Origin of the sequence: Burkholderia sp. 567 (assembly GCF_040545115.1) — a bacterium.
Taxonomy (GTDB): domain Bacteria; phylum Pseudomonadota; class Gammaproteobacteria; order Burkholderiales; family Burkholderiaceae; genus Burkholderia; species Burkholderia ambifaria.
The window spans coordinates 52112-74834 of the sequence record NZ_JBEPLG010000018.1 but is presented as its reverse complement, the minus strand read 5'-3'; the positions used below and the strand labels follow the sequence as shown (position 1 = coordinate 74834).

Here is a 22723-nt window from a genome sequence, read left to right as displayed (position 1 = left end):
CGATGCGCGCCGGCGCCAGAGGAGACACATCATGCTCGCATGGATCGGCGCGATCGCGATCGTCGCGCTGTTCGGCCTGATCATCACGAAACGGCTGTCGCCGCTCGTCGCATTGATCGTCGTGCCGGTGGCCGCGTCGCTCGCGGCCGGCTTCGGACTCTCGACCGGCAAGTTCATCGTGCACGGCGTGCAGAACATCGGCCCGATCGCCGGCATGTTCGTTTTTGCGATTCTATTTTTCGGAATCCTCACCGACGCGGGGATGCTCGACCCGATCATCGCGGGCGTGCTGCGCGTGATCGGCTGCCATCCGCCGCGCATCGTGATGGGCTCGGCGCTGCTCGCGCTGCTGATCCATCTGGACGGCTCGGGCGCCGTCACGTTTCTCGTCACGCTGCCCGCGATGATGCCGCTCTATACGCGGCTCGGGATGGATCGGCGAATTCTCGCGTGCGTCGCGTCGATGGCGGCCGGCGTCAACTTCCTGCCGTGGGTCGGGCCGATGCTGCGCGCGTCCGCGGCGCTGCATATTCCCGGCTCGGCGATCTTCATGCCGATGATCCCGGTGCAGATCGTCGGCCTCGTGTTCGTGTTCGGCACCGCGTACGTGCTCGGTGTGCGCGAGGCGAAGCGGCTCGGGCTCGATCGCGCCGGCGCGGCGTCGCTCGCGATCGCGCCGCGCGAGCTGACCGACGCCGAACGCGCGCTGCGCCGGCCCGCGCGCTTCCGGATCAACCTGGCCTTGACGCTCGTCGTGCTCGGCACGCTGGTGTCGGGCATCGTCGACCCGATGGTGATGTTCATGCTCGGCACGGTCGCCGCGCTCGTCATCAACTATCCGGACGTGCAGGCGCAGCGCGAGCGGATCGACGCACACGCGAAGGCCGCGCTGATGATGGCGAGCGTGCTGCTCGCGGCCGGCGCGTTCACGGGAATCATGTCGGGCACCGGGATGCTGAAGGCGATGGCCGAGGTCGTCGTCGCGCACGTGCCGGTCGAACATGCGCGCCACATGCCGTTCGTGCTCGGCCTGCTGTCGATGCCGCTCAGTCTGCTGTTCGATCCCGACTCGTTCTACTTCGGCGTGCTGCCGGTGCTCGCGGAAAGCGGCAAGCTGCTCGGCGTGCCGCCGATCCAGATGGCGCAGGCCGCGCTGCTCGGCCAGATGACGACCGGTTTTCCGGTCAGCCCGCTCACGCCGGCGACGTTCCTGATCGTCGGCTTGACCGGCGTCGAGCTGGCCGAGCACCAGAAATTCACGATTCCGTTCCTGTTCGCCGCCACCGTGCTGATGGTGTTCGCCGCGGTGATCGTGGGCGTGTTTCCGTTGTGAGCGCGCCGGACGTGCCGCTTCGCGCCAATGTTCCGGGCGGTCCATCCCGCAAACGGACGCTTTTCGACGCGCAAGCCCTGGCGCCATCCGGTGGTTTCCTGAGAGCGGCGCGGCCGCTCGCCTATTTCCGGGAGAGCAATCCATGCAGTTCGACCTGACCGACGACCAGCGCGCGATCGAAAGCGCGATCGAGAAAATCTGCGAACGCTTCGGCGACGACTACTGGCTCGAACGCGATCGCGCGGGCGGGTTTCCGTCCGACTTTCACGCGGCGCTCGCCGAGGCCGGCTGGCTCGGCATCGCGATGGACCCGGCCCACGGCGGCGCCGGCCTCGGGATGACCGAGGCCGCGCTGATGATGCGCACGATCAGCGCGTCGGGCGCCGGCCTGTCGGGCGCCTCGGCCGTCCATATGAACATCTTCGGGCTGAACCCGGTGCAGGTGTTCGGCAACGACGCGCAGAAGGCGCGCTTCCTGCCGCCGCTGATCGCCGGGCGCGACAAGGCCTGCTTCGCGGTGACCGAGCCCGACGCGGGCCTCGACACGACGCACCTGAGCACGCAGGCGCGCCGCGACGGCGACCACTACGTGCTGAGCGGGCGCAAGATCTGGATCTCGACCGCGCAGGTCGCGAACAAGATGCTGATCATCGCGCGCACGACGCCGCTCGACGCGGTCGCGAAGCCGACCGACGGGCTCAGCCTGTTCTACACCGACCTCGACCGGTCGCGCGTCGAGGTGCGCGAGATCGAGAAGATGGGCCGCAAGGCCGTCGATTCGAACATGCTGTTCATCGACAACCTGCGCGTGCCGCGCGACGACCTGATCGGCAACGAGGGCGACGGCTTCCGTTATCTGTTGCACGGGCTGAACCCCGAGCGGATCCTGATCGCCGCCGAGGCGATCGGCCTCGGGCAGGCCGCGCTGCGGCGCGCGACGCAGTATGCGTGCGAGCGCGTCGTGTTCGGCCGGCCGATCGGGCAGAACCAGTCGATCCAGCATCCGCTCGCGCAGGCGTGGATGCAGCTCGAGGCCGCGTGGCTGATGGTGATGAAGGCCGCGACGCGCTACGACGCGGGGCAGTCGTGCGGCGCCGAGGCGAACGCCGCGAAGTATCTCGGCGCGGAAGCCGCGTTCCACGCGTGCCAGACGGCGATCGCGACGCACGGCGGGATGGGCTATGCGAAGGAATACCATGTCGAGCGCTACCTGCGCGAGTGTATGATTCCGAGGCTCGCGCCCGTGAGCCCGCAACTGATCCTCTGCTACATCGCGGAGAAGGTGCTCGGGCTGCCGAAGTCGTACTGACCGTACCGACCCGGCGGCTCGCCCGGCGCGCGGCTTCCCGTTCCGAATCAAGCGCTCGACATGGACGTCAAACTCGTTGCCCGCACGCTCGACCTGTTCGAGCTGTTCGCCGCCGAACGGCGGCCGCTGCCGCTCACCGAGCTCGCGCGCCTGCTCAATGTGCCGGCGTCGAGCTGCCTGGCGATGGCGCGCACGCTCGTGAGCCGCGGCTATCTGTACGAGGTGCGCAAGCGCGGCGGCTACTACCCGACGCGGCGGCTGCAGACGATCGCCGCGGCAATCGACGCGACCGATCCGGTCGTCGACATCGTGCATCCGCATCTCGTCGCGCTGCGCGATGCGAGCCGCGAGACGGCCGTGCTCGGCAAGATCCAGGGCACGTCGGTCACGTATCTCGACGTCGTCGAATCCGAGCAGGCGATCCGCTATACGCGCCAGCCGGGCGAGCTGCGCCCGCTGCATGCGAATTCGATCGGCAAGGCGATCTTCGCGGAGCTCGCGAGCGAGGCGCAGCAGGCGCTCGGCGCGCAGCTGTCTTTCGAACGCTTCACCGACGCGAGCGTCGCGGACCTGCCGGCGCTCGTCGCGCAAACCGCGCGGTTTCGCGAACTCGGCTGGGCCGAGAACTTCGGCGAAAGCGCGCCCGAGCTGTCGGCGATCGCCGTCGCGCTGACGCTCGACGGCGACTGGTACGGGCTGTCGGTCGTCGGCCCGACCGAGCGGATCCGCCAGCATCGCAACTCGCATGCGGCGCTGCTGGTCGATGCGAAGGCGCGGTTGCTGGCCGAGCAGGGGCGCGGGTAGCAAGGGCCGCGAAGCAGGACGCAGCGCCTGCTTCGGCGGCCGTTCGCCGCTGCGCCGGACAGCGCCCCGGGGAACGGCCGCGGCCGGCCCGTCACGCGCCGGCGCGTCCCGACCTCATGACGTCACGACTTCACCCACACGCCCCCGGCGCTCGGGTTGTCGCCTTGCGTCCACCATTTCGCGCAGTATTTCGCGCCCTGATACATCACGCACGTGCCGCCCTGGTACGCGGTCGTTGCCGACCACGTCGCCGTGCCGCCACCGATCGCTTTCCACACGCTCGCCTGGCCCGGCACGTCGCCCTGCGTCCACCATTGCGCCTGGTACGTCGTGCCCTGATAGGTGACCGTCGCGCCGGCCGTATAGACCTGGCCGGCCGACCAGGGCGCGCCGGGCTGCGGCGTTCCGCCGTTCGCGCCGCCTCCGTAGTTCGGATCCTGCGTGACGCCCGCGCCCCACTTGCCGTCGAGCTTGCGGAAGATCGACGCGAACGCGTACGGCTGCTGCGCGATGCCCGAGCAGGTCGGCGACACATACGCGCCATTGTTCGGGCACGGCTGGTCGCGGCCGACCGACCAGTTGCCGAAGAACCCGTAACCGTTGTTGAGCGCTGTATTCAGCACGCTCTGCGCATTGGCGAGCATGAAGGTTTCGCCCTGCACGTCGTTCATCCCGATCATCGGCGTGACCCCGACCATCTGCCAGAGTTGCGCGCTGGTCTTCGGCTGGCCGGCCGACTTGAACGCCGTGTCGAGTTGCGCGTAGAGCGCCTGCGCGGCGCTGATCGCGGCCGCGCCCATGTCGATGTTCGCGGGGCCGTAGTCCATCGTCATCAGGTTCACCGCGTCGAACGCGACCTTGTTCGCGATGGCCGCGGTCACGACGTTCACGCCATCCTGCGTGAGCCCGGTCGGCATCGTCGGCAGTGTCAGCGTGACGTGCAGCGGCCGGCCTTTCGCCGCGTAGTCGGACTGCAGCTGCGCAACCGCCTGGAAGTTGCGGGCGACGGCGGCGCTGTCCTGCTGCGATGCGCCCTCGATGTCGAAGTCGACATGCGTGAGGCCGTAGGTGTCGATCACGGTTTGATAGGCCGTCTTCAGCGCGGGGACGGTCGAGCACGCCTGCATCAGCGGCGTGCCGTTCGCGCCGCCGAACGAGACCGCGATCTCGCCGCCTTTCGCGCGATAGCTCGCGATCGACGTCGACAGCGACGCGAGCAGATCGCCGCTCGCACCGTTACCGATCGGCTGCACGCCGCCCCAGGACGGCACACAGCCGTTGCCCGCCGTCACGAACGCGAGCGTGAACTGCTGGATGCCTTGCTGGACGCCGATCCGGTCGACGAGCGGCGTCGGGTAGAGCGTCACGTCGACGAACGGCGCATAGACGCCCGCGCCATGAGACACGCTCGCGGCGGCGAGCAGGCAGCCCGCGACGAGCGCGCGCGGGTTGAATCGCGACAACACGGTGTTGTTCATTGTTTTCTCCAAGTGGAAAAGGGATACGCTGGCCCGCGTATCGCCGCTCGTCGGGCGGCTGCACATGCCCGCTCAGCGGCATGCACATCTTGAAGGATTAGTTCTGAACAATGAACGGTTGTGCGTTCTTTTTATTATTGCACTGTGTGTAAGTAACAATCCTGCCGATTCGAGCGAATATCGAAACGTAAAGCGGGCGATTTGTCCGTTTGGTCGTGCGATGAAGCGCAAGCGCCGGACGCTCGATACCGTGCCCACGGCGCGCGGCCGATGCGTGCATGGGTGAGTCGCTCCGGCACCGGCCCCGGCGGCCGGCATGCTGGGCGCGGACACGCCGCGCCGTGCGCAGCGGCCTTCAGCGATACCAGCGCGGCGTATACACCCACTCGCGGCCGTCGCCGATCGCGAAACGCCGCGTCGTCGACGAACCGACGATCACCATCGTGCGCATGTCCACCTGGTCGCTGCGCAGCGCGCCGAGCGTTGTCGTCGCGAGCGTCGCGCCCGGCCGGCCGATATCGCGGCCGAGCACGACGACCGTGTCGGCCGCGCGGTGCGCGCGCACGACGTCGAGCGCACGATCGAGCTGCCACGGTCGCGCACGCGAGATCGGGTTGTAGAACGCCATCACGAGATCGGCTTGCGCCGCATGCCGCAGGCGCATCTCGATCACGTCCCACGGCTTCAGGTTGTCCGACAGCGAGATCGCGCAGAAATCGTGGCCGAGCGGCGCACCGGCCTGTGCGGCGGTCGCGAGCGACGCCGATACGCCGGGTTCGACGCGCAGCTCGACCGCCGCCCAGCGCGGGTCGCGCGCTTCGTCGAGCGCTTCCAGCACGGCCGCGGCCATCGCGAACACACCCGGATCGCCCGACGACACGACCGCGACGCGCCGGCCCTCGGCCGCCAGTTCGAACGCATGGCGCGCCCGCTGCATTTCCTCGCGATTGTCGGTGCCGTGTACGCGCTGGTCCGCGCGGAACGGGCCGGCCATCGTCACGTAGGTCGTATAGCCGAGGATATCGGTCGCTTGCGCGAGCGCGTCGCGTGCGGCGGGCGTCAGCCATGCGGCATCGCCCGGGCCGAGGCCCAACACCGTCAGGAGGCCGCGTGCACGGCCGAGCGTGGCGGGATCGACGGGGTGTGCAGCGACCGCGCAGGCGAGGCCGTCGGAGGTTGCGCGCAACGTGTGCGCGACGCGCAACGTGCTGGCGAGCAGTGCGGCGGCATCGGTGTTGCGATCATCTTTGCCTTCGACGTCGCCGAAGCGCAGCGGCACGCCCAGCGTGTGCGCCGCTGCTTCGAGCCGCGCATCGCCGAGCAACGTCGTCGGCGCGACGAGCGCGGCGAGCGCCAGCCGCGCGAGGCCGTGTGCGTCGAGCAGCGCATCGATGCGTTCGGCGAGCGATGGCGATGCGTCGGCCTGCACGCCGCGCGCGTCGATGCCGACCACCACGCTGCGCGGATGGATCACGAGTTCGTCGCGCGCGCCGCGCCACGCATCGGGCGTCACGCGGATCGCATGCGCAGCCGCGTCGTCGCGTGGCAGCGCGACGTCGTCGAGCCATGGCGCCGCGCCGTCGATGCGCGTGGCCGCGCCCGCGAGCAGGTCGGACACAAAGCGCTTGCCCTGCTGGAGATCGGCGAGCGCATAGCCGTCGGGCGGATTGAGCACGCACGCGCCGAAGCGCAGTTCGCCGCTCGTCGTGATCGCCGGTGCAACGCCAAGGCATTCCGCGATTTCGCGCGCGATCAGATTCACGCCCGTCAAACCGCCGAGCAGCGGCACGACGGCCGAGCCGTCTTCCGCGACCGCGAGCACCGGCGGCTCGACACCCTTGTCGGCCAGCGCGGGCGCGACGCAACGGATCACGATGCCAGCCGCGCACAGCGCGACGATCGGCAGGCCGCGCGCGTAAAGCGCGCGCAGGTGCGCGCCGAGTTCGTCGAACGGCACGTCGGCCTCGACGCGCGACGCGAGCCCGTGCACGCGAGCGCCCGGATAACGCGCCTGGATGCGCCGCGCGGTGTCGAGCGCGCCCGCGCCGAGAATCACGATCGCGGGCGGAGTCGTCATCCTTGCCATTTTTCCCCCGGCACGACGAGCAGCGAGAAATACGGCGACGCCATCGGATCGACTTCGTCGAGCGGCACGATGCGCTGGGCCGCCATCGTCGCGCGCTCGACGTACAGCGCGCGCTTCGCGAGCCCGAGTTCGTCGAGCACGCGCCGCACCTTGTCGAAGTTGCGGCCGAGCTTCATCACGACGGCCGCGTCGGCCTGCGCGAGCCGCGTGCGCAATTCGTCCTCCGGCAGGACGCCGGACAGCACCGACAGGCTCTGGTTGCGATAGACGAGCGGCTGGCCGAGCACGGCCGTGCCGCCGAGCATCGCGCACACGCCCGGGATCACCTCGGTGTCGTAGCGCGTCGCGAGGCGATCGTGCAGGTACATGTACGACCCGTAGAAGAACGGATCGCCTTCGCAGATCACCGCGACGTCGCGCCCGGCGTCGAGATGCGCCGCGACGATCTCGGCGGCCGTGTCGTAGAAGTCGGCGATCACCGTCTCGTAGCAGAGCGGCGGCGGCAGCGCCTCGGTCGTCACCGGATAGACGAGCGGCAGTTGCGTCTGCGCGTCGAGCAGGTGCGCTTCGACGATCCCGTACGCATTGCCTTTCTTGCCCTTCGCGACGAAATACGCGACCACCGGCGCGGCCTGCAGCACGCGCAGCGCCTTGATCGTCATCAGTTCAGGATCGCCGGGGCCGACGCCGACCCCGAACAGGCGTCCGCGCGGGGCCGTCATTCGGCCTCCGTCGCGAGTGCGTTGACGGCGGCGGCCGCCATCGCGCTGCCGCCGCGCCGGCCGAGCAGCGTGACGTAGGGCACGCCGCGGCTCTCGGCGTCCAGCAGCGCCTTCGATTCGGCCGCGCCGATGAAGCCGACCGGAAAGCCGAGGATCAGCGCGGGGCGCGGCGCGCCGGCGTCGATCATGTCGAGCAGGTGGAACAGCGCGGTCGGCGCGTTGCCGATCACGACGACGCTGCCGGCCAGCTGCGGGCGCCACAGTTCGAGCGCCGCGGCCGAACGCGTGTTGCCGAGATGCCGCGCGAGATCGGGCACCTCCGGTTCACCGAGCGTGCAGATCACGCGATTGCCGGCCGGCAGCCGCGCGCGCGTGATGCCTTCGGCGACCATCCGCGCGTCGCACAGGATCGGCGCGCCGGCCGCGAGCGCCGTGCGGCCCGCCGTGCCGGCGCCGGCCGAGAAGCGCAGGTCGTAGACGACATCGACCATCCCGCACGCGTGGATCACGCGCACCGCGAGTTTCTCGAGATCGGGCGGAACCTGCGACAGGTCGGCCTCGGCGCGGATCGTCGCGAACGACTGGCGGTAGATTTCCTGCCCGTCGCGAATGTAGTCAAGCATCGGTGGTGTCCTGGCTGTGCCGCGTGCCCGTCAATCGGGCCGCGGTCTGGTCAATCGTCAGATGGCGCGCGAGCGGGGCGCCGAGGCCCGCGGCGGCGTCGCGCCGGTAAAGGTCGTAGTGTGCGGGCGCAACCGCGACGAGCGTGTACGTCGCGGGGTGCGGCAGCGCGCAGTGGCGCTCGCAGCCGGTCAGGTGTACGTCGACCGGCTGGCCGACGCGCGCGGCCAGCGCGAGCGCATCGTGTTTCGTATCGGCGCGCGCCTTCGCGCAGCCCGCGCTGCCGGTGCAGGCAACCAGCGCCGCCAGCGGGTCGGACGGCGTGCACACGAGACCGAGCGACGCGAGCGCATCGAGCACGACCGGCGCGCGTTCGCGCCGCACGCCGTGCACGAATACGCCTTGCCACGGCGTCATCGACAGCGTGGCGTCGCCTTCGGCTTCAGCGAGTGCCGCGAGCCGTTCCAGTTGCCTCGCGTCGAGCCGGCCGAGCACGAACTGCGCGCCGACGCTGCAGCGCGCCGCATCGAGCGACGGCCGCGCGCCGAAACGCAGCGCGGCATCCGCGGGCATGCGCCGCCAGTCGGCCAGTGCTCGATCGGCCGCGAGCGGGAAGGGTGCGTAGTGCTGCGCGCGCTCGCGCAGTGCGCGTTCGCCGCCGGTCGCGAGCAACCCGCGCATCCGCGTGACGTCGGCCGGCGCAAGATCGACGAATGCGAGCAGCAACGCGCGCACCAGCGCGACGGCCTGGTCGGGCGCCACGTCGAACGAAGCGGGCGAATCGTCGGACGAGACGGGCGGACAGCCGGCCAGGCCGGCGGCGATGCGCAGCGCGCCGTCGCCGCGACGCCGCGCGGCAAGCCAGATGTCGTGCGGATGATCGAGCGCCGCGACCGCTTCGCCGCCGTCGAGCTGGATCGAGAATTTCGGCGACAGTTCGCCGCGGCGCGGCTCGTGCGTCAGCATGTCAAGCAACGGCCGTGCGAGTGCGCGGCTGTCGAGCAGCGCGGCGGGATCGAGCCCGGCGAGCGGGCTGAGCATCAGGTTGCGGACGTCGTCGCTCGCGGCGAGCGCGGCCTTATCGTGAGCGGCATCGGCGGCATCGGCGGCATCAGCGGCATCAGCGGCATCGGCCGCGCTCGCACGCGGGCCGAGGCCCGCGTCGAGCAAGGCGCCCGCCAGCGCATCGCCCGCGCCGTCGCGAATGCCGCGCAGCTGGAGATTCGCGCGATTGGTCGCGTCGATCACGCCGGAGCCGTAGCTGCGCGCCGCGGCGGCGATCGCGCGCGCCTGCCGCGCGTCGAGCCGGCCGCCCGGCAGCTTGATCCGGCACAGCCCGCCGTCGGCGGCCGCGACGACGCGCACGAGCCCCGGGCAAGCCGACGGGCGCACGACGGGCAACGCAGGAATCGAAACGGGGGCGGAACTCAACGGGATACCGGGCAGTGTGGCGCCGCGGCCAACGCATCGGTACACCCCGCCCGACGCCGACTGGCACGCACGCACTTTCAGGCCGGCAGGTCTCCTGGCTGACAGGTCGGCGCCGGCTCCCGGCCTTCCCGGTGAAACCAGTGGCATGAGGGGGGAGATCGGCTCGCTGTCTACAGTTGCGGGGGCAGCCACAGCGGCGCGATGCGCGCCCTGTGTTCCCTCTTCGGCCCCGAAGGGCACCGGCGAACGAACGGCCGTAGGATACCCGATTTCACCGGCGCTTCGCGACCGTCGAGCGGGCGCCATGACCGAAGCGAAACGCGGCCCGGCGCGGGCAGTCCCGCAGATGAAACGCGCGGTGGAACACGGTACCATGCCGACTTTCGCAACGCGGACGGCCGCACCGGCGCCTTCACGGCCGCCGTGCGGCGACTCGATGGAATCGGACGATGGGGAAGGGTGCATGACGGCGTGGCTGACGGTAGTGGGCATCGGCGACGACGGTTACGCGGGGCTCGGACGCAGCGCGCGCCGCGCGCTGCTCGACGCGACGCGGGTCGTCGGCGCGAAGCGGCACCTCGACATGCTGCCCGCGCGGCTGCGGGCCGCGCGCGAGCCATGGCCGTCGCCGTTCGACATGTCGGGCCTGCTCGCGCGGCGCGACGCGCCCGTCTGCGTGCTGGCAAGCGGCGACCCGATGCTGTTCGGCGTCGGCGCCACGCTCGCGCGCGAGCTATCCCCTGACGAATGGCGCGTGCTGCCTGCACCGTCGTCGCTGTCGCTGGCGGCCGCACGGCTCGGCTGGGCGCTGCAGGACGTCGGCGCGGTGTCGCTCGTCGGCCGGCCGCTCGCGACGCTCGTGCGCCACCTGCTGCCGGGCCGGCGCCTGTTCGTGCTGAGCGCCGACGGCCGCACGCCGGCCACGGTCGCCGCCGAACTCACGGCGCGCGGCTTCGGCCCGACCCGCATCAGCGTGTTCGAGCATCTCGGCGGCCCGCTCGAGCGGCGTGTCGACGGCCTCGCGCAAGACTGGCCGATCGCCGAAACCGCCGCGCTCAATCTGATCGCGCTCGACTGCCGGGCCGGCCCCGATGCGCCGCGCCGCGCGCTCACGCCCGGCCTGCCCGACGACGCGTACCGCCACGACGGCCAGCTCACCAAGCGCGACATGCGTGCGTTGACGCTCGGGCGCCTCGCGCCCGCACCGGGCGAACTGTTGTGGGACGTCGGCGCGGGCAGCGGCTCGATCGGCATCGAATGGATGCGTGCGCATCCGTCGTGCCAGGCGATCGCGATCGAGTCGCATGCGGAACGGCAGCGCTTCATCGAGCACAACCGCGACGCGCTCGGCGTGCCGGGGCTGCAACTCGTCGCGGGGCGCGCGCCCGACGCGCTCGCGGGGCTCGCCGCGCCCGACGCGATCTTCATCGGCGGCGGCGCGAGCGCACCCGGCGTGCTCGATGCGTGCTGGTCGGCGCTGAACCCCGGCGGCCGGCTCGTCGCGAACGCGGTCACGCTGCAGGGCGAACTGGCGCTCGCGGCCTGGCGCGACGCCCATGGCGGCACGCTCACGCGCGTGTCGCTCGCGCATGCCGAGCCGCTCGGCCGCTTCGACACGTGGCGGCAGCCGTTGCCGGTCACGCTGTACGACGGGCGCAAGCCCGATCCCGCGGCAACGGAATTCACAGGCCCCGCGTGATGCGCGACGAAACCCCCGAACGACCTGCGCCACTGCGGTTCGGCTATACGACCGGCAGCTGCGCGACCGCGACGTCGCTCGCCGCCGCGCGCCTGCTGCTCGCGGGCCACGCGGACGATGCGGTCGAGATCGTGTTGCCGAAGGGGCAACGCGTGATGATGCGGCTCGAGTTCTGCCGGACCATCGCCGACGGCGCCGAGGCCGGCACCGTCAAGGACGCTGGCGACGATCCGGACGTCACGCACGGTGCGCTGGTGTTCGCGCGCGTCGCGCTGTCCGCCGCGCCCGGCGTGCGTTTTCATGCGGGGCCGGGGGTCGGCACGGTCACGCGCGCGGGGCTCACGCTGCCGGTCGGCGAACCGGCAATCAATCCGGTGCCGCGCCAGATGATGACCACGCACCTCGACGCGCTTGCGGCCGAATACGGTTATACCGGCGGCTTCGACGTGACGATCGGCGTGGAGGGCGGCGAGGCGCTCGCACTGAAGACGATGAACCCGCGGCTGGGCATCGTCGGCGGATTGTCGATCCTCGGCACGACCGGCATCGTGCGGCCGTTCTCGTGCTCGGCCTACATCGCGTCGATCCACCAGGGCATCGACGTCGCACGCGCGAACGGCATCGCGCACATCGCCGCGTGCACCGGCAACACGAGCGAGGATGCGATGCGCGCGCACTACGGCCTGCCCGACATGGCGCTGATCGAAATGGGCGATTTCGCGGGCGCGGTGCTCAAGCATCTGCGCCGCGCGCCGGTCGCCCGCCTGTCGATGTGCGGCGGCTTCGGCAAGCTCAGCAAGCTCGCAGCCGGCCATCTCGACCTGCACAGCCGCCATTCGAGCATCGACCTGCCGCTGCTCGCGCAGTGGGCGGCCGAGGCCGGTGCGAGCGACGCGCTGCAGGCCGCGATGCGCGCGGCAAACACCAGCCAGGAAGCCCTGAAGCTCGCGCTCGCGGACGGCGTGCCGCTCGGCGACCTCGTCTGTGCGCACGCGCTGCGGGTCGCACGCGACATCGTGCCGGCCTCGGTGGCCGTCGAGATGTTCGCGATCGATCGGCAGGGCCGTTTCGTCGGAAGTGCGCGATGAGCGTACGCATCCTGCTTCTCGGCGGCACCGGCGACGCGCTGACGGTCGCGCGCGCGCTCGGCCCGCGACACGTGTATAGCCTCGCGGGCCTCGGCAAGGTGCCCGACGACCTGCGCTGCGACGTGCGTGTCGGCGGTTTCGGCGGAGCGGTGGGGCTTGCCGCCTATTTGCGCAGCGCCGGCATCGGTCTCGTGATCGACGCGACGCATCCGTATGCCGCGCAAATCAGCGCGAACGCAGCGGCCGCCGCGCGCGACGCGGGCGTGCCGCTGTGGGCGCTGCGTCGCGCACCGTGGACGCCACGCCCCGGCGACGACTGGCGGATGGTCGACGACTGGGCCGGGATCGAGGCCGCGCTCGCGCCGTTCCGGCGGCCGCTGTTCACGCTCGGGCGCGAACCGCTCGCGCATCTCGACGAGATCCCGCCGCACCAGTTCTGGCTGGTGCGCTGCCTCGATGCGCATCCCGGCAACGCGCGCGCGCAGATCGTCGCGACGCGCGGGCCGTTCACGCTCGACGGCGAACGCGCGCTGTTCGCGCTCGCGGGCATCGACGTCGTCGTCAGCAAGAACAGCGGCGGCGCCGCGACCGAGGCCAAGCTCGACGTCGCGCGCGAACGACGGCTGCCGGTCGTGATGCTGCGCCGGCCGCCGCTGCCCGACGCCGACCGCGCGTTCGACTCGGCCGCCGCGCTGCTCGAGGCGCTTGACGCGCTCGACCCGGCCGCGCGCACGTGATGCCGCGCGACCGGTTGCCCAATGAATGGATGGAGATTTCTGGATGACGGTGTATTTCATCGGCGCGGGCCCTGGCGACCCCGAACTGATCACGGTGAAGGGCCAGCGCCTCGTGCGCACGTGCCCGGTGATCCTGTATGCGGGCTCGCTCGTGCCGCCGGCCGTGCTCGACGGCCATCGCGCGGAGCAGGTCGTCAATACTGCCGAGCTCGATCTCGATGCGATCGTCGCGCTGCTCGCCGATGCGCATGCGAAAGGGCAAGACGTCGCGCGCGTGCATTCGGGCGATCCGTCGCTGTACGGGGCGATCGGCGAACAGATCCGCCGGCTGAAAGCGCTCGGGATTCCGTATGAAATCGTGCCGGGCGTGACGGCCACGGCCGCATGCGCGGCGACGCTCGGCGTCGAGCTGACGCTGCCCGGTATCGCGCAGACGGTGATCCTCACGCGCTTCGCGGGCAAGACGACGATGCCGGAAGGCGAAGCGCTTGGCGCGCTCGCCGCGCACCGCGCGACGCTCGCGATCCATCTCGGCGTGCGCCATCTCGCGCGGATCGTCGACGAAGTGCTGCCGCACTACGGACCCGACTGCCCGGTCGCGGTGATCTATCGCGCGAGCTGGCCCGACGAGGAACGTGTGACCGGCACGCTGGCCGACATCGTCGGCAAGGTGCAGGGCACGCAGATCGAACGCACCGCGCTGATTCTGATCGGGCGCGTGCTCGATGCGGAAGGGTTCGCGGATTCGACGCTGTATGCAAGCGGCGGCTGATTGCGCGTAAGCGAAACGCGATGCGCGCCGAGGCATTGCGGCAACGGGTTTTCTCGCAAGCCGGTCAATTGAGCGTGGCGTCGCGTACGTGCGGGCGATACGCGGCGGAAGGGGTGCCGCCGGATGCCAGTGCCGCGCGCATGCCGTGCGCAAGTGCATCGACGCCCACGCGCGTTCACGCGCTGCGTCTGACCCGCTAGCCGTCCATCGAGAACACGCCGTCGGGCGCGATCAGCTTGTGGCGGCGCGCGCCCGCTGCGTCGGCTTCCTTCAGCTTCGCCTCGAGGTCCGACAGGCCGTTGTCACGCTCTACGCCCCCGCGACGCGCCGCGCAAACTGCGGCGCGAAACCCGCCGCCAGCGCGAACAGCACGACACACAGGCAAGCCATCGCGACCCACGCGGGCGACAGATCCGCGAGATGCTGGCGCACGATGCCCGCCGCGAACGGAAACAGCGCCGCGATCAGATAGCCGACACCCTGCACGAACCCCGTCAACGATGCGGCATCGGCCGGCGTCGCCGCATGATCGACCGTGACGATCAGCGACAGCGGAAACAGCGCGCCGATGCCCGCACCCAGCAGCAGCGCGGCCGGCAATGCGAGCGCCTGCGGCGCGGCCAGCATCACCAGCAGCCCCGCCAGCAGCGACGCGATCGCCGCATGCAGCGCCGGCCGGCGATCGGGCAGGCGGTCGATCGTCGCCGAGATCGTCAGCCCGGCGACGACTTCCGCGAGCGTCACGCCGCCGAGCAGGCCGCCGGCCGCGGTCGGCGACCAGCCGAGCCGCATGTAGTACGGCGGCAGCCATGCCAGTACTAGTGTGTAGGCACCGGTCGCGATCCCGAAGAACACCGCGAGCCGCCATGCGCGCGGCGAGCGCGACGGTCGCGCATGCGCCATCGATGTCGCGGCCGACGCCGGCAGCGCTCCAGACGCCGGCACGTCGCCGCGACGACTGGCCAGCGGCCACGCGAGCGCTGCAAGGGCGGCCGGCAGCGCCCAGCCCGCGAGCGCGGCGAGCCAGCCCCAGCGGGCCGCGGCGAACGGCGCGACGACGCTCGCGAGCACCGCGCCGCCCATGATCGACGTCGAATAGACGCCCATCGCGCCGCCGATCCGCGTCGCGAAATGCGTCTTCACGAACCCCGGCAGCAACGCCTGCACCATGGCGATCCCGATGCCCGCGCAGCATGCGCTCGCCAGCAGCACCCACGCATGCTGCGCACCAATGCGCGACGCGCAGGCGAATCCGATCAGCACGACGCCGAGCCACACGCCGCCAGCGATCCCCGTCACGCGTTGCAGCCGCCGCGCGCTCAGCGCGCCCACGCCCATCAGCAGGATCGGGATCGTGGTCAGCAGGCTCGCCGCGCCGTCGCCGATGCCGGTCGCGCGCTGGATCATGTCGAGCAGCGGACCGATCGCGGCGAGCGCCGGCCGCAGGTTCAGTCCGACCAGCACGATGGCGGCCAGCCGCCAGCCGGGGGAAATGCAGCGATTCATGGAAGGCCCTCGATATCGGTGCACGGCCCCCCCGTGGGGGCGGCGTGCGTTTTCATGTAAAGTATCTCGACATCAAGATAAATCGGCATTTATCTCGACGTCAAGATAACTGGTGAGCCGAGGAGGGTTAATGGATCGAGCCGCGCATGCGCTCGCGCAATGGCGCGTCGAGCGCCCGGATCTGGATGCGTCGTCGATGCTCGTGATGGGACGGCTGCAGGAGGCCGCGCTCGTGATCGCGCGCGACGGTCTCAATCCGCTGTTCGCGCGCTACGGGATGCAGCCGGGCGAATTCGACGTGCTGGCGACGCTGCGGCGCAGCGGCGCGCCGTTCGCGCTGACGCCGACCGCGCTGTACGACGCGCTGATGATGTCGTCGGGCGGGATGACCGCACGGATCGACCGGCTGCACAAGGCCGGCTGGGTCGAGCGCCGGCCGAATCCGGCCGACGGCCGCGGCACGCTCGTCGCGCTGACGGACGCGGGCCGCGCGCTGATCGACGAGGCGGTGGTCGCGCACGTCGACAATCAGCGCGCGATGCTGGCCGTGCTGTCGGAGGCGGAGCAGACGCAGTTGTCAGCGCTGCTGGAAAAGCTGCTGGTGGGATTGGAGGAAGGGAAGCCGACGCCGGGCGAAAAGCAGCGGCGCGGCTCGTCGCGCTGAGTCACGCTGAACGCGACGCGCGGAAAGCAGAAACGCAGAACGCAGGAAAGCAGGAAAGCAGGAAAGCAGGAAAGCAGGAAAGCAGGAAAGCAGGAAAGCAGGAAAGCAGGAAAGCAGGAAAGCAGAAAGGAAACCAGCAAACCGCCCGCCGCGCAAGGCGGCGGGCCGGACAGGCGTCGAGCCAGTCACGCAGCAGGCCGCACCCGGCGCGCCCGCTGCCGCGAATCAGCCGCGTGCCGGAATAGTGAGCCCGCGCGCGACGGCCGGCCGCGCGACGAACGCGTCGAGCACGCGCTTGACGTTGTGGAATTCGCCGAAGCCGACGAGATCGCCCGCCTCGTAGAACCCGACCAGGTTGCGCACCCACGGGAAGATCGAGATATCGGCGATCGTGTACGTATCGCCCATCATCCACTTGCGGTTCGCGAGATGCGCGTCGAGCACGGCGAGCAGGCGCTTCGATTCGGCGGCGTAGCGGTCGCGCGGACGCTTGTCCTCGTAGTCCCGGCCGGCGAACTTGTGGAAGAAGCCGACCTGGCCGAACATCGGGCCGATGCCGCCCATCTGGAACATCACCCACTGGATCGTCTCGTAGCGGCCCGCGGCGTCCTTCGGGATCAACTGGCCTGTCTTGTCGGCGAGATAGATCAGGATCGCGCCCGATTCGAACAGCGGCAGCGGCCGGCCGTCGGGGCCGTTCGGATCGATGATCGCCGGGATCTTGTTGTTCGGGTTCAGCGACAGGAATTCAGGCGACATCTGGTCGTCCGTGTCGAAGCTCACGAGGTGCGGCTCGTACGGCAGGCCGGTCTCCTCGAGCATGATCGACACCTTGACGCCGTTGGGCGTCGGCAGCGAGTACAGCTGGAGACGGTCGGGATGCTGGGCCGGCCATTTTTTCGTGATCGGGAAGGCGGACAGGTCGGGCATGGAGATTCGCTCGTCAACGTGGAGGTTCCGCGATCCGCCGGGCCGGCCGTGCGCCGCCAAGCGCCCCCGGCACGGCGGCAGGGGCGGGACGAGCGCATCGGCAGGCGGGCGGGCCGCGCCGAAAACGCCCACTGTAGCCGATCCCCGCAATCGCTGCAGACGGCCGCCGCGCATCGCGCGCGAGTGCCGCCGCATGTCACTTCGTCGTCAGAAGTTGTGCCGCAACCCGACCATCGCGGCCGTCGTGCCGACCCCGGGCGCGACCGGCTGCCCGTACACCAGCATCTGGTCCATCGTGCCGCGGTTGTTCACGTGGCCGGCCTGCGCATAGACCATCGTCCGCTTCGACAGGCTGTAGTCGGCCGTGAGCACGACGGCCGTCGACCGGTTCGCGGCGCGGTTGCGGTCCTTCAGGTAGTACACGGCGGAGGCAACCTGCAGCGCGGGCGTGAAGCGATAGCCGACCCCGGCCGACAGCATGTCGAGGTTCACCCGGTCCGCATGCGCGGGATTCCGGCCGTTGCCGTACGATGCCGACACCGAGAAATCGCGGATCGTGTATTTCGCGCCGACGTAGACGAAGCGGTTGTTGTCGACGCCGGTCGGCGCGACACCCGGTGCCGGATTCGTGTCGTGGCCGTTGTAGTAGACGGCCGATGCATTGAGCCCGTAGTTGGAATACCTGAGCACGACGGATTCGCGCGTGCCGCCCTGAAACTGGCCGGCGACGCCGCCGGGTGCGTATTCGAGCGCGAGCGACACGCCCGCGAACGTCGGCGACTGATAGACGAGCGCATTGCTGTCGTACAGCGCGCCGATCGCGCCGTTGGTGCTCGTCGCGGGCCACCCGGCCGCGGTGTTCAGGCCGAGCCACGCGGTCAGCACGCTGCCGAAGAACTGCGCGTTGCGCACGTCGGTGTCGGCCATCGCGTAGATCATCGGCACGATCTGGCGGCCGGCCGTCACCGTGCCGAACGGCCCCGACACGCCGAGCGACGCAATCTGGTTGAAGATCGCGACGGCGCCCGGCGTGTCGCTCAGCTGGAGCCGGCCGGTGCCGCTGTCGAACGAACCCTGCAGCTTGAAGTTGACCTTGTAGCCGCCGCCGAGGTCCTCGCTGCCCTTGATCCCCCAGAAGCTCGAGTAGATGCCGCCGTCCTTCATCCGGAACACCTTGCCGGTGTTCGGCGCGTTCGGGCGGAACGAAGCGGCCGACGTGCTCTGGTACAGCAGGCCCGTGTCGACCACGCCGTACAGCGTGACGGAGGATTGCGCCTGCGCGAGCGCCGAACAGCCGGCAAGCACCGCGAGCGCGGCCAGTTTCGTCTTCATCGAAGTCTCCAGGATCGTAATGGACCGCACGGGATCGATCCCGGGCGGGTGAAGCGGGTGAAGCGGGGCAGCATCGAGGCAGGCGGGAACGCGCGCGAGGCGACGCCGGTGCAAGCCGTGCGGAAAGACTACGCAACGGCGCGCGGCCGCTCCCCCCCATGCGCGGGGGGCAGGGTTGCGGAGAATCGAAGGGGAAGCGGCGAGGATGCCGCCGTCAACAGCCGCTACCGGTGCAACAGGCGCAACAGCCGGCACACGCAGCGATCAAGGCGCGCTTTCGAGCAACCCGAGCACCAGCGCGCGGCGCACGACGTGCTTGCGCGAGCTGGCGTCGAGCTTGCCGAACAGGTTCTTCAGGTGCCACTTCACGGTTTCCTCGCCGACGGCGAGCGCCACCGCGATCTCCTTGTTCGACAGGCTGCGCGCGAGCAGCTCGAGAATCGCGCGCTCCTTGGGCGTCAGCACGACGCTCGGCACCGCGCGCGGGCTCGCCGTGCTGCGCGGCGCGGGCGGCACGATGCGCGGCTGCGGTTGCGCGGACCTCGCCGGAGCATCGCGCTCGATCGCCTCGTCGCCGATGCGGCGCGCCCAGTCGGCGACGGCCGGATGCGTATCGGCGAGCGTGCGCGTGAGGCCGAACATGTCCGCGAGGTTCATCGCCTCGTCGAGCCGCGCGCGGCCGCCGTGCCCCGACTGTTCGAGCGCGAACGCGCCGAGCGCCATGATCTCGATGCGCGCGCCCCCGAGACTCATCTCGCGGGCCAGCACGGCTGCTTCGTCGAGCGCCGCGCACGCATCGTCCCAGCGGCGCGCGGCAAGCGCGGCGCCCGCATGCGCGATCGCCTGCAGCAGCACGACGGGACGCCGCCACAGCGGGCCATGCGACGGAAACTCGGCCGCGGCGATCGCATCGATCCGCTCGACGAGCGCATGGCAGGTCGCCTCGCGATAGCGCGCCGCGTGAATGCGCACCTGCTCGGCGAGACTCGCCACCGACAGCCGCGGCAGCCGGCGCGCGACGCCCAGCGCGTCGAGCGCCTCGAGCAGGTCGATCGCGCGATGCTCGACACCGCGCAGCAACGCGACGCGCGCGGCCGTCCGATAGCCGAGCAGCACGGTGTCGGGCGTGCCCGCGTGCTCGAGCACGTCGAGCCGGTTCGCGAGCAGCGCGGCGGCCTGGTCGACGCGATCGGCCTCGTATGCGATCGCCGCGCACATCGCCGCCAACATGCAGGTCAGCGGATGGCGGCGCCCGAGGTCGGCTTCCGCGCGCGCGAGGGCCGGCGACAACGCGTCATCCGCGAGCCGGATCTGGCCTTCGCACAGGTAGCTCAGGCCGGTGATCAGCTCGCCCCAGCGTGCGACGTAGCCGAACCCGGCAGCAGTGCCGCCGCGCGGCGCGGCCTGCTGGTAGCGGCGCGCCTGCGCCGGTTCGCCGACGATGATCGCGCGTGCCGACAGGCGGTTCGCATGCATCTGCGCGAGCCACGTCGCCGCGGGCGGCGTGAAGTCGGCCCACGGCTCGAACAGCTCGACGAAGCGGTCGATCTCGTCCGCGTAATAGGCCGCCGCGCTGAGGATCAGCGCACATTCGTAGCGCATCGCGGCCGGCGTGGCGGCGTCGGCGAGGATGCCGGCGATCTGGCGCTGCGCCTCCACATGGCGCTCGCCCAGCGCCAGCGCCCAGGCCACCGCGATCCGCAGCGTCGGCCGCTTGTCGAGCTCCGCATCGGGCAGCAGCGCGAGCCAGTCGAGCACGTCGTTGATTCGGCCCTGCTTGATCGCATCCTCGAGGCAGCGCTGCGCGAGCGCGTACGCGGTCTCGACCTGGCCGGCCGCATACGCGTGACGTGCGGCTTCCTCCGTCATCCCGTGCGCATCGAGCCATGCGGCCGCGCGTCCATGCAGCGCGCCGCGCGCCGCGGCCGGGCCCGCCGCCAGCCGGTCGCGCAGCGTATCGCGCACGAGCGGATGCAGCCGGCACCAGTCGGAGTCATCCGATGCGATGAACAGCGGCGTATCGCGCGCGAGCCGCGCAAGCCGGTGGGGCGCATCCGCATCGTCGAGCAGCGCGGCGCACAGCGACGGATGCAGGCGGTCGGCGATGCTCGTGCGCGTCAGGAACGCGGTGTCGTCGGCGGACAGGTTCGCGAGCAGCAGCTCGACGAGCCGGTCGCGCGTGCCGTCCATGCGCGCGGCGAGCGCGTCGACGGCCTGGCGCGGATCGGCCGAGCGCGCCATCGCGGCCATGGCAAGCTGCAACCCGAGCGGCCAGCCGTCGACGCGCTCGAACAGCCGCGCGCACGCATCGGCGTCGACCCGCTGCGCGAAGCGCGCACCGACCAGCGCGATCGTCTCGTCGAGCGTGAAGCGCAGCCACTCGGGCCCCGCGAGCGTGCATTGGCCGCCGGCGAGCAGGTCGCCGGCCGCGCGATCGAGCCCGCGCCGGCCCGCGACGATCACCCGCAGGTTCTGCGGCGCGTTGTGCAGCACATAGGTCAGCGCGTCGAGGCCGGCGGCCGGCAGCCGCTCCGCGTCGTCGACGATCAACAGCGCGTCGATCGACAGTTGCGCGACTTCGGCCAGCCACGCGGTCAGCCCCTCCAGCGCGCGCGCCGCGCCGCCCGCGATCAGGCGCCCGAAGCCGGGCCGCGCGCAACCGGTGCGCACCGCCTGCACGAGCCCCTGCAGCAGGCGCGGCGCGTCGTCGCGCTCGTCGGCGGACAGCCACACGACCGCGCGGCCGAGCGCGAGCGATTCGCGGCGCCATTGCGCGAGCAGCGACGTCTTGCCGTAGCCGGCCGGCGCCTGCACGAGCATCACGGGCCGGGCGTCGAACGCCGGCGCGGCGAGGCTCAGCCGCGCACGCGCGAGCAACTGCGCCGGCACGCGCGGCGCGGTCGTCTTCAGCACGAGTTCGGTCGGGGGCGCGTCGGCGCGATCGGGTGGGTGGGCCATCGGGGCAGCAGTGGGATTCCGGCGATGCCGTGCGGGCCAGCGTCCGGGGTGGGCGTGGGGGGAAGGATCGGTCGAACCGCGCTCGCGCGTCAATCCCCCCCGCGACGAGTGGGGCCCCGGCGCCGCGCGGTCGATAGCATGGGTTCCGAAGCATGACGAACGCAACCGACCCATGCAACTGACGAATGCAATTTACCCATGCAACGAGGAGTGGACCATGAACATCGTATCGACCGGCGCGCGACCCAGCGTGCCGAGCGCCGGATAAGCGGAGCGGCAAGATGTATCGCCATCTGCTCGTGATGGTCGACGGCGCGCCCGGCGGCATCGACGCGATCGGCCATGCGCTCGAGTTGGCGCGTGCGGTCGGCGCGCGGGTCACGTTCGTGCTGTCGGGCGCCGTGCCCGACTCGCGTTTATCCGGAGCGCGGATGCCGCGACACGATGCGAAAGTGGAAGCCGCCGCGCGCGCGCAGGGCCTGTCCCATGTGATCGCGGGGGCCGGCCAACCGGTGGCCGGCCAACCGGGCGCCGGCCATCCGGCGGCCGGCGACACGTCGCCCGCCATGCTCGCCGGCGCGCTCAGCTGCGACCTGATCGGCGTGGCGGCGCTGCCGCACGACGCCGATGCCGCGGCAGCCGCGCAACGGCTTGAACTGCTCGCGACCAGCATCGTGCCGGTGCTCGTATGCCCGGCGCGGCATGGGCCGGCCGAGGCGCGCGTGATGGCTCGCTGTCTCGCCGCGCATCGTGCGCTCGGCGAGCGGTTGGAGGCGCTGATGATGGCGAGCGAAGGCCCCGACGCTGCCGAGCACCCGACGGCCGACGCACGCGGCACGCTGGCCGCACTGGCCTCGCTCGCGGCGTTGCAGCACGCACGCTTCGGCACCGGCGCCGAAGCCCGTCTCTGCTCGGCATTGCGCATCCGGGCGCAGAGCACCGCGGCCGAACTCGACGAGCTCGATCGCCAGCGGCGCCGCGATGCGCACGCGCTCGACGCGCTGGCGCGGCTCGCTGCCGACGGGTTGCCGTCGAGCGCGTTCGCTGCCGCGCTCGCCGTCTATGCGCGCGGCGCATTCGAGCAGATGGGACGCATGGAAGGCGTGATTTTCCCGGCCGCGCGGCGCTATCTGGCCGACGCCGACTGGACCGAACTGGACGCGCCCCCGGCGAGCGGCGCCACCGCGACGCCACCGGGCGCGGACGAACCCGACGATGCGTGACGCGCATCCGACTGAATACCTACGGAGAAC

The 22723-nt window shown here is 71.0% G+C and carries 19 protein-coding genes and 1 riboswitch; of the genes, 10 read left to right on the top strand and 9 right to left on the bottom strand.

Annotation, left to right across the window (positions count from 1 at the left end; all coding sequences use genetic code 11):
• Window positions 1-31 precede the first annotated feature (31 nt).
• The 3 genes from ABIC50_RS33340 to ABIC50_RS33330 all read left to right on the top strand — a co-directional run bounded on the left by ABIC50_RS33340 (window position 32) and on the right by ABIC50_RS33330 (window position 3446).
• A complete protein-coding gene (locus ABIC50_RS33340) occupies window positions 32-1333 on the top strand; it encodes a CitMHS family transporter (RefSeq protein ID WP_354169083.1) in 1302 nt (433 codons plus the stop codon).
• Window positions 1334-1475: 142 nt separating this feature from the next.
• Complete coding sequence (locus tag ABIC50_RS33335; protein ID WP_006755563.1) at window positions 1476-2642, top strand: acyl-CoA dehydrogenase family protein; 1167 nt, start codon at window positions 1476-1478, stop codon at window positions 2640-2642.
• A 60-nt stretch (window positions 2643-2702) separates the two neighbouring features.
• Window positions 2703-3446, top strand: coding sequence for an IclR family transcriptional regulator (locus tag ABIC50_RS33330; protein WP_354169081.1), 744 nt, complete (start codon window positions 2703-2705; stop codon window positions 3444-3446).
• A 122-nt stretch (window positions 3447-3568) separates the two neighbouring features.
• On the opposite strand, the gene ABIC50_RS33325 is transcribed toward ABIC50_RS33330, so the two are convergent.
• Window positions 3569-4924 carry a chitinase gene (locus ABIC50_RS33325; RefSeq protein WP_354169078.1) on the bottom strand — a complete coding sequence of 452 codons (1356 nt, stop codon included), beginning with the start codon at window positions 4922-4924 and terminating at the stop codon, window positions 3569-3571.
• Between ABIC50_RS33325 and ABIC50_RS33320 the strand changes: the two genes are divergently transcribed.
• Window positions 4896-5210 (top strand): hypothetical protein, encoded by a 315-nt coding sequence (locus tag ABIC50_RS33320; RefSeq protein WP_354169075.1) that lies wholly within the window; start codon window positions 4896-4898, stop codon window positions 5208-5210. The genes ABIC50_RS33325 and ABIC50_RS33320 overlap by 29 nt on opposite strands.
• 69 nt (window positions 5211-5279) lie before the next feature.
• Here ABIC50_RS33320 and cobJ read toward each other — a convergent pair whose 3' ends face one another.
• From cobJ to cobG, 4 genes are read right to left on the bottom strand one after another with little or no spacing between them, the layout of a single operon-like run.
• Window positions 5280-7001, bottom strand: a complete 1722-nt coding sequence (gene cobJ, locus ABIC50_RS33315; protein WP_354169072.1) for a precorrin-3B C(17)-methyltransferase — start codon at window positions 6999-7001, stop codon at window positions 5280-5282.
• On the bottom strand, window positions 6998-7732 hold the full coding sequence (locus ABIC50_RS33310) for a precorrin-2 C(20)-methyltransferase (protein WP_011656859.1): 735 nt from the start codon (window positions 7730-7732) through the stop codon (window positions 6998-7000). Before ABIC50_RS33310 ends, cobJ begins: the two co-directional genes overlap by 4 nt.
• Window positions 7729-8355, bottom strand: a complete 627-nt coding sequence (locus tag ABIC50_RS33305) for a precorrin-8X methylmutase (protein WP_175665200.1) — start codon at window positions 8353-8355, stop codon at window positions 7729-7731. The genes ABIC50_RS33310 and ABIC50_RS33305 overlap by 4 nt, the downstream gene beginning before the upstream one ends.
• A complete protein-coding gene (gene cobG / locus ABIC50_RS33300) occupies window positions 8348-9745 on the bottom strand; it encodes a precorrin-3B synthase (RefSeq protein WP_354169124.1) in 1398 nt (465 codons plus the stop codon). Before cobG ends, ABIC50_RS33305 begins: the two co-directional genes overlap by 8 nt.
• 106 nt (window positions 9746-9851) lie before the next feature.
• A riboswitch (cobalamin riboswitch) is annotated at window positions 9852-10043 on the bottom strand.
• Between the two features lie 204 nt (window positions 10044-10247).
• Between cobG and cbiE the strand changes: the two genes are divergently transcribed.
• Genes cbiE through cobM form a run of 4 tightly spaced genes read left to right on the top strand, consistent with a single transcriptional unit; the run spans window position 10248 to window position 14080 of the window.
• Entirely contained in the window at window positions 10248-11483 is a 1236-nt protein-coding gene (cbiE, locus tag ABIC50_RS33295; RefSeq protein ID WP_354169121.1) for a precorrin-6y C5,15-methyltransferase (decarboxylating) subunit CbiE, read from the top strand.
• On the top strand, window positions 11483-12571 hold the full coding sequence (locus tag ABIC50_RS33290; RefSeq protein WP_354169070.1) for a cobalt-precorrin-5B (C(1))-methyltransferase: 1089 nt from the start codon (window positions 11483-11485) through the stop codon (window positions 12569-12571). The genes cbiE and ABIC50_RS33290 overlap by 1 nt, the downstream gene beginning before the upstream one ends.
• Entirely contained in the window at window positions 12568-13308 is a 741-nt protein-coding gene (locus ABIC50_RS33285) for a cobalt-precorrin-6A reductase (protein WP_354169067.1), read from the top strand. Before ABIC50_RS33290 ends, ABIC50_RS33285 begins: the two co-directional genes overlap by 4 nt.
• Window positions 13309-13351: 43 nt before the next feature.
• Complete coding sequence (gene cobM / locus ABIC50_RS33280; protein ID WP_212085817.1) at window positions 13352-14080, top strand: precorrin-4 C(11)-methyltransferase; 729 nt, start codon at window positions 13352-13354, stop codon at window positions 14078-14080.
• A 309-nt stretch (window positions 14081-14389) separates the two neighbouring features.
• On the opposite strand, the gene ABIC50_RS33275 is transcribed toward cobM, so the two are convergent.
• Window positions 14390-15586, bottom strand: a complete 1197-nt coding sequence (locus ABIC50_RS33275) for an MFS transporter (protein ID WP_354169064.1) — start codon at window positions 15584-15586, stop codon at window positions 14390-14392.
• A 130-nt stretch (window positions 15587-15716) separates the two neighbouring features.
• Here ABIC50_RS33275 and ABIC50_RS33270 point away from each other — a divergent pair, with 130 nt between their 5' ends.
• The gene (locus tag ABIC50_RS33270; protein ID WP_354169062.1) at window positions 15717-16250 is read left to right on the top strand and encodes a MarR family winged helix-turn-helix transcriptional regulator; all 534 of its coding nucleotides are present in this window, start codon (window positions 15717-15719) and stop codon (window positions 16248-16250) included.
• Between the two features lie 225 nt (window positions 16251-16475).
• On the opposite strand, the gene ABIC50_RS33265 is transcribed toward ABIC50_RS33270, so the two are convergent.
• The 3 genes from ABIC50_RS33265 to ABIC50_RS33255 form a co-directional block, all read right to left on the bottom strand.
• On the bottom strand, window positions 16476-17180 hold the full coding sequence (locus tag ABIC50_RS33265) for a glutathione S-transferase N-terminal domain-containing protein (protein ID WP_175655727.1): 705 nt from the start codon (window positions 17178-17180) through the stop codon (window positions 16476-16478).
• A 207-nt stretch (window positions 17181-17387) separates the two neighbouring features.
• On the bottom strand, window positions 17388-18512 hold the full coding sequence (locus tag ABIC50_RS33260; RefSeq protein ID WP_354169059.1) for a porin: 1125 nt from the start codon (window positions 18510-18512) through the stop codon (window positions 17388-17390).
• A gap of 264 nt (window positions 18513-18776) precedes the next feature.
• Window positions 18777-21470, bottom strand: a complete 2694-nt coding sequence (locus tag ABIC50_RS33255; protein ID WP_354169056.1) for a winged helix-turn-helix domain-containing protein — start codon at window positions 21468-21470, stop codon at window positions 18777-18779.
• A gap of 281 nt (window positions 21471-21751) precedes the next feature.
• On the opposite strand from ABIC50_RS33255, the gene ABIC50_RS33250 reads away from it, so the two are divergent.
• Entirely contained in the window at window positions 21752-22693 is a 942-nt protein-coding gene (locus ABIC50_RS33250; protein ID WP_354169053.1) for a universal stress protein, read from the top strand.
• Window positions 22694-22723: the final 30 nt, after the last annotated feature.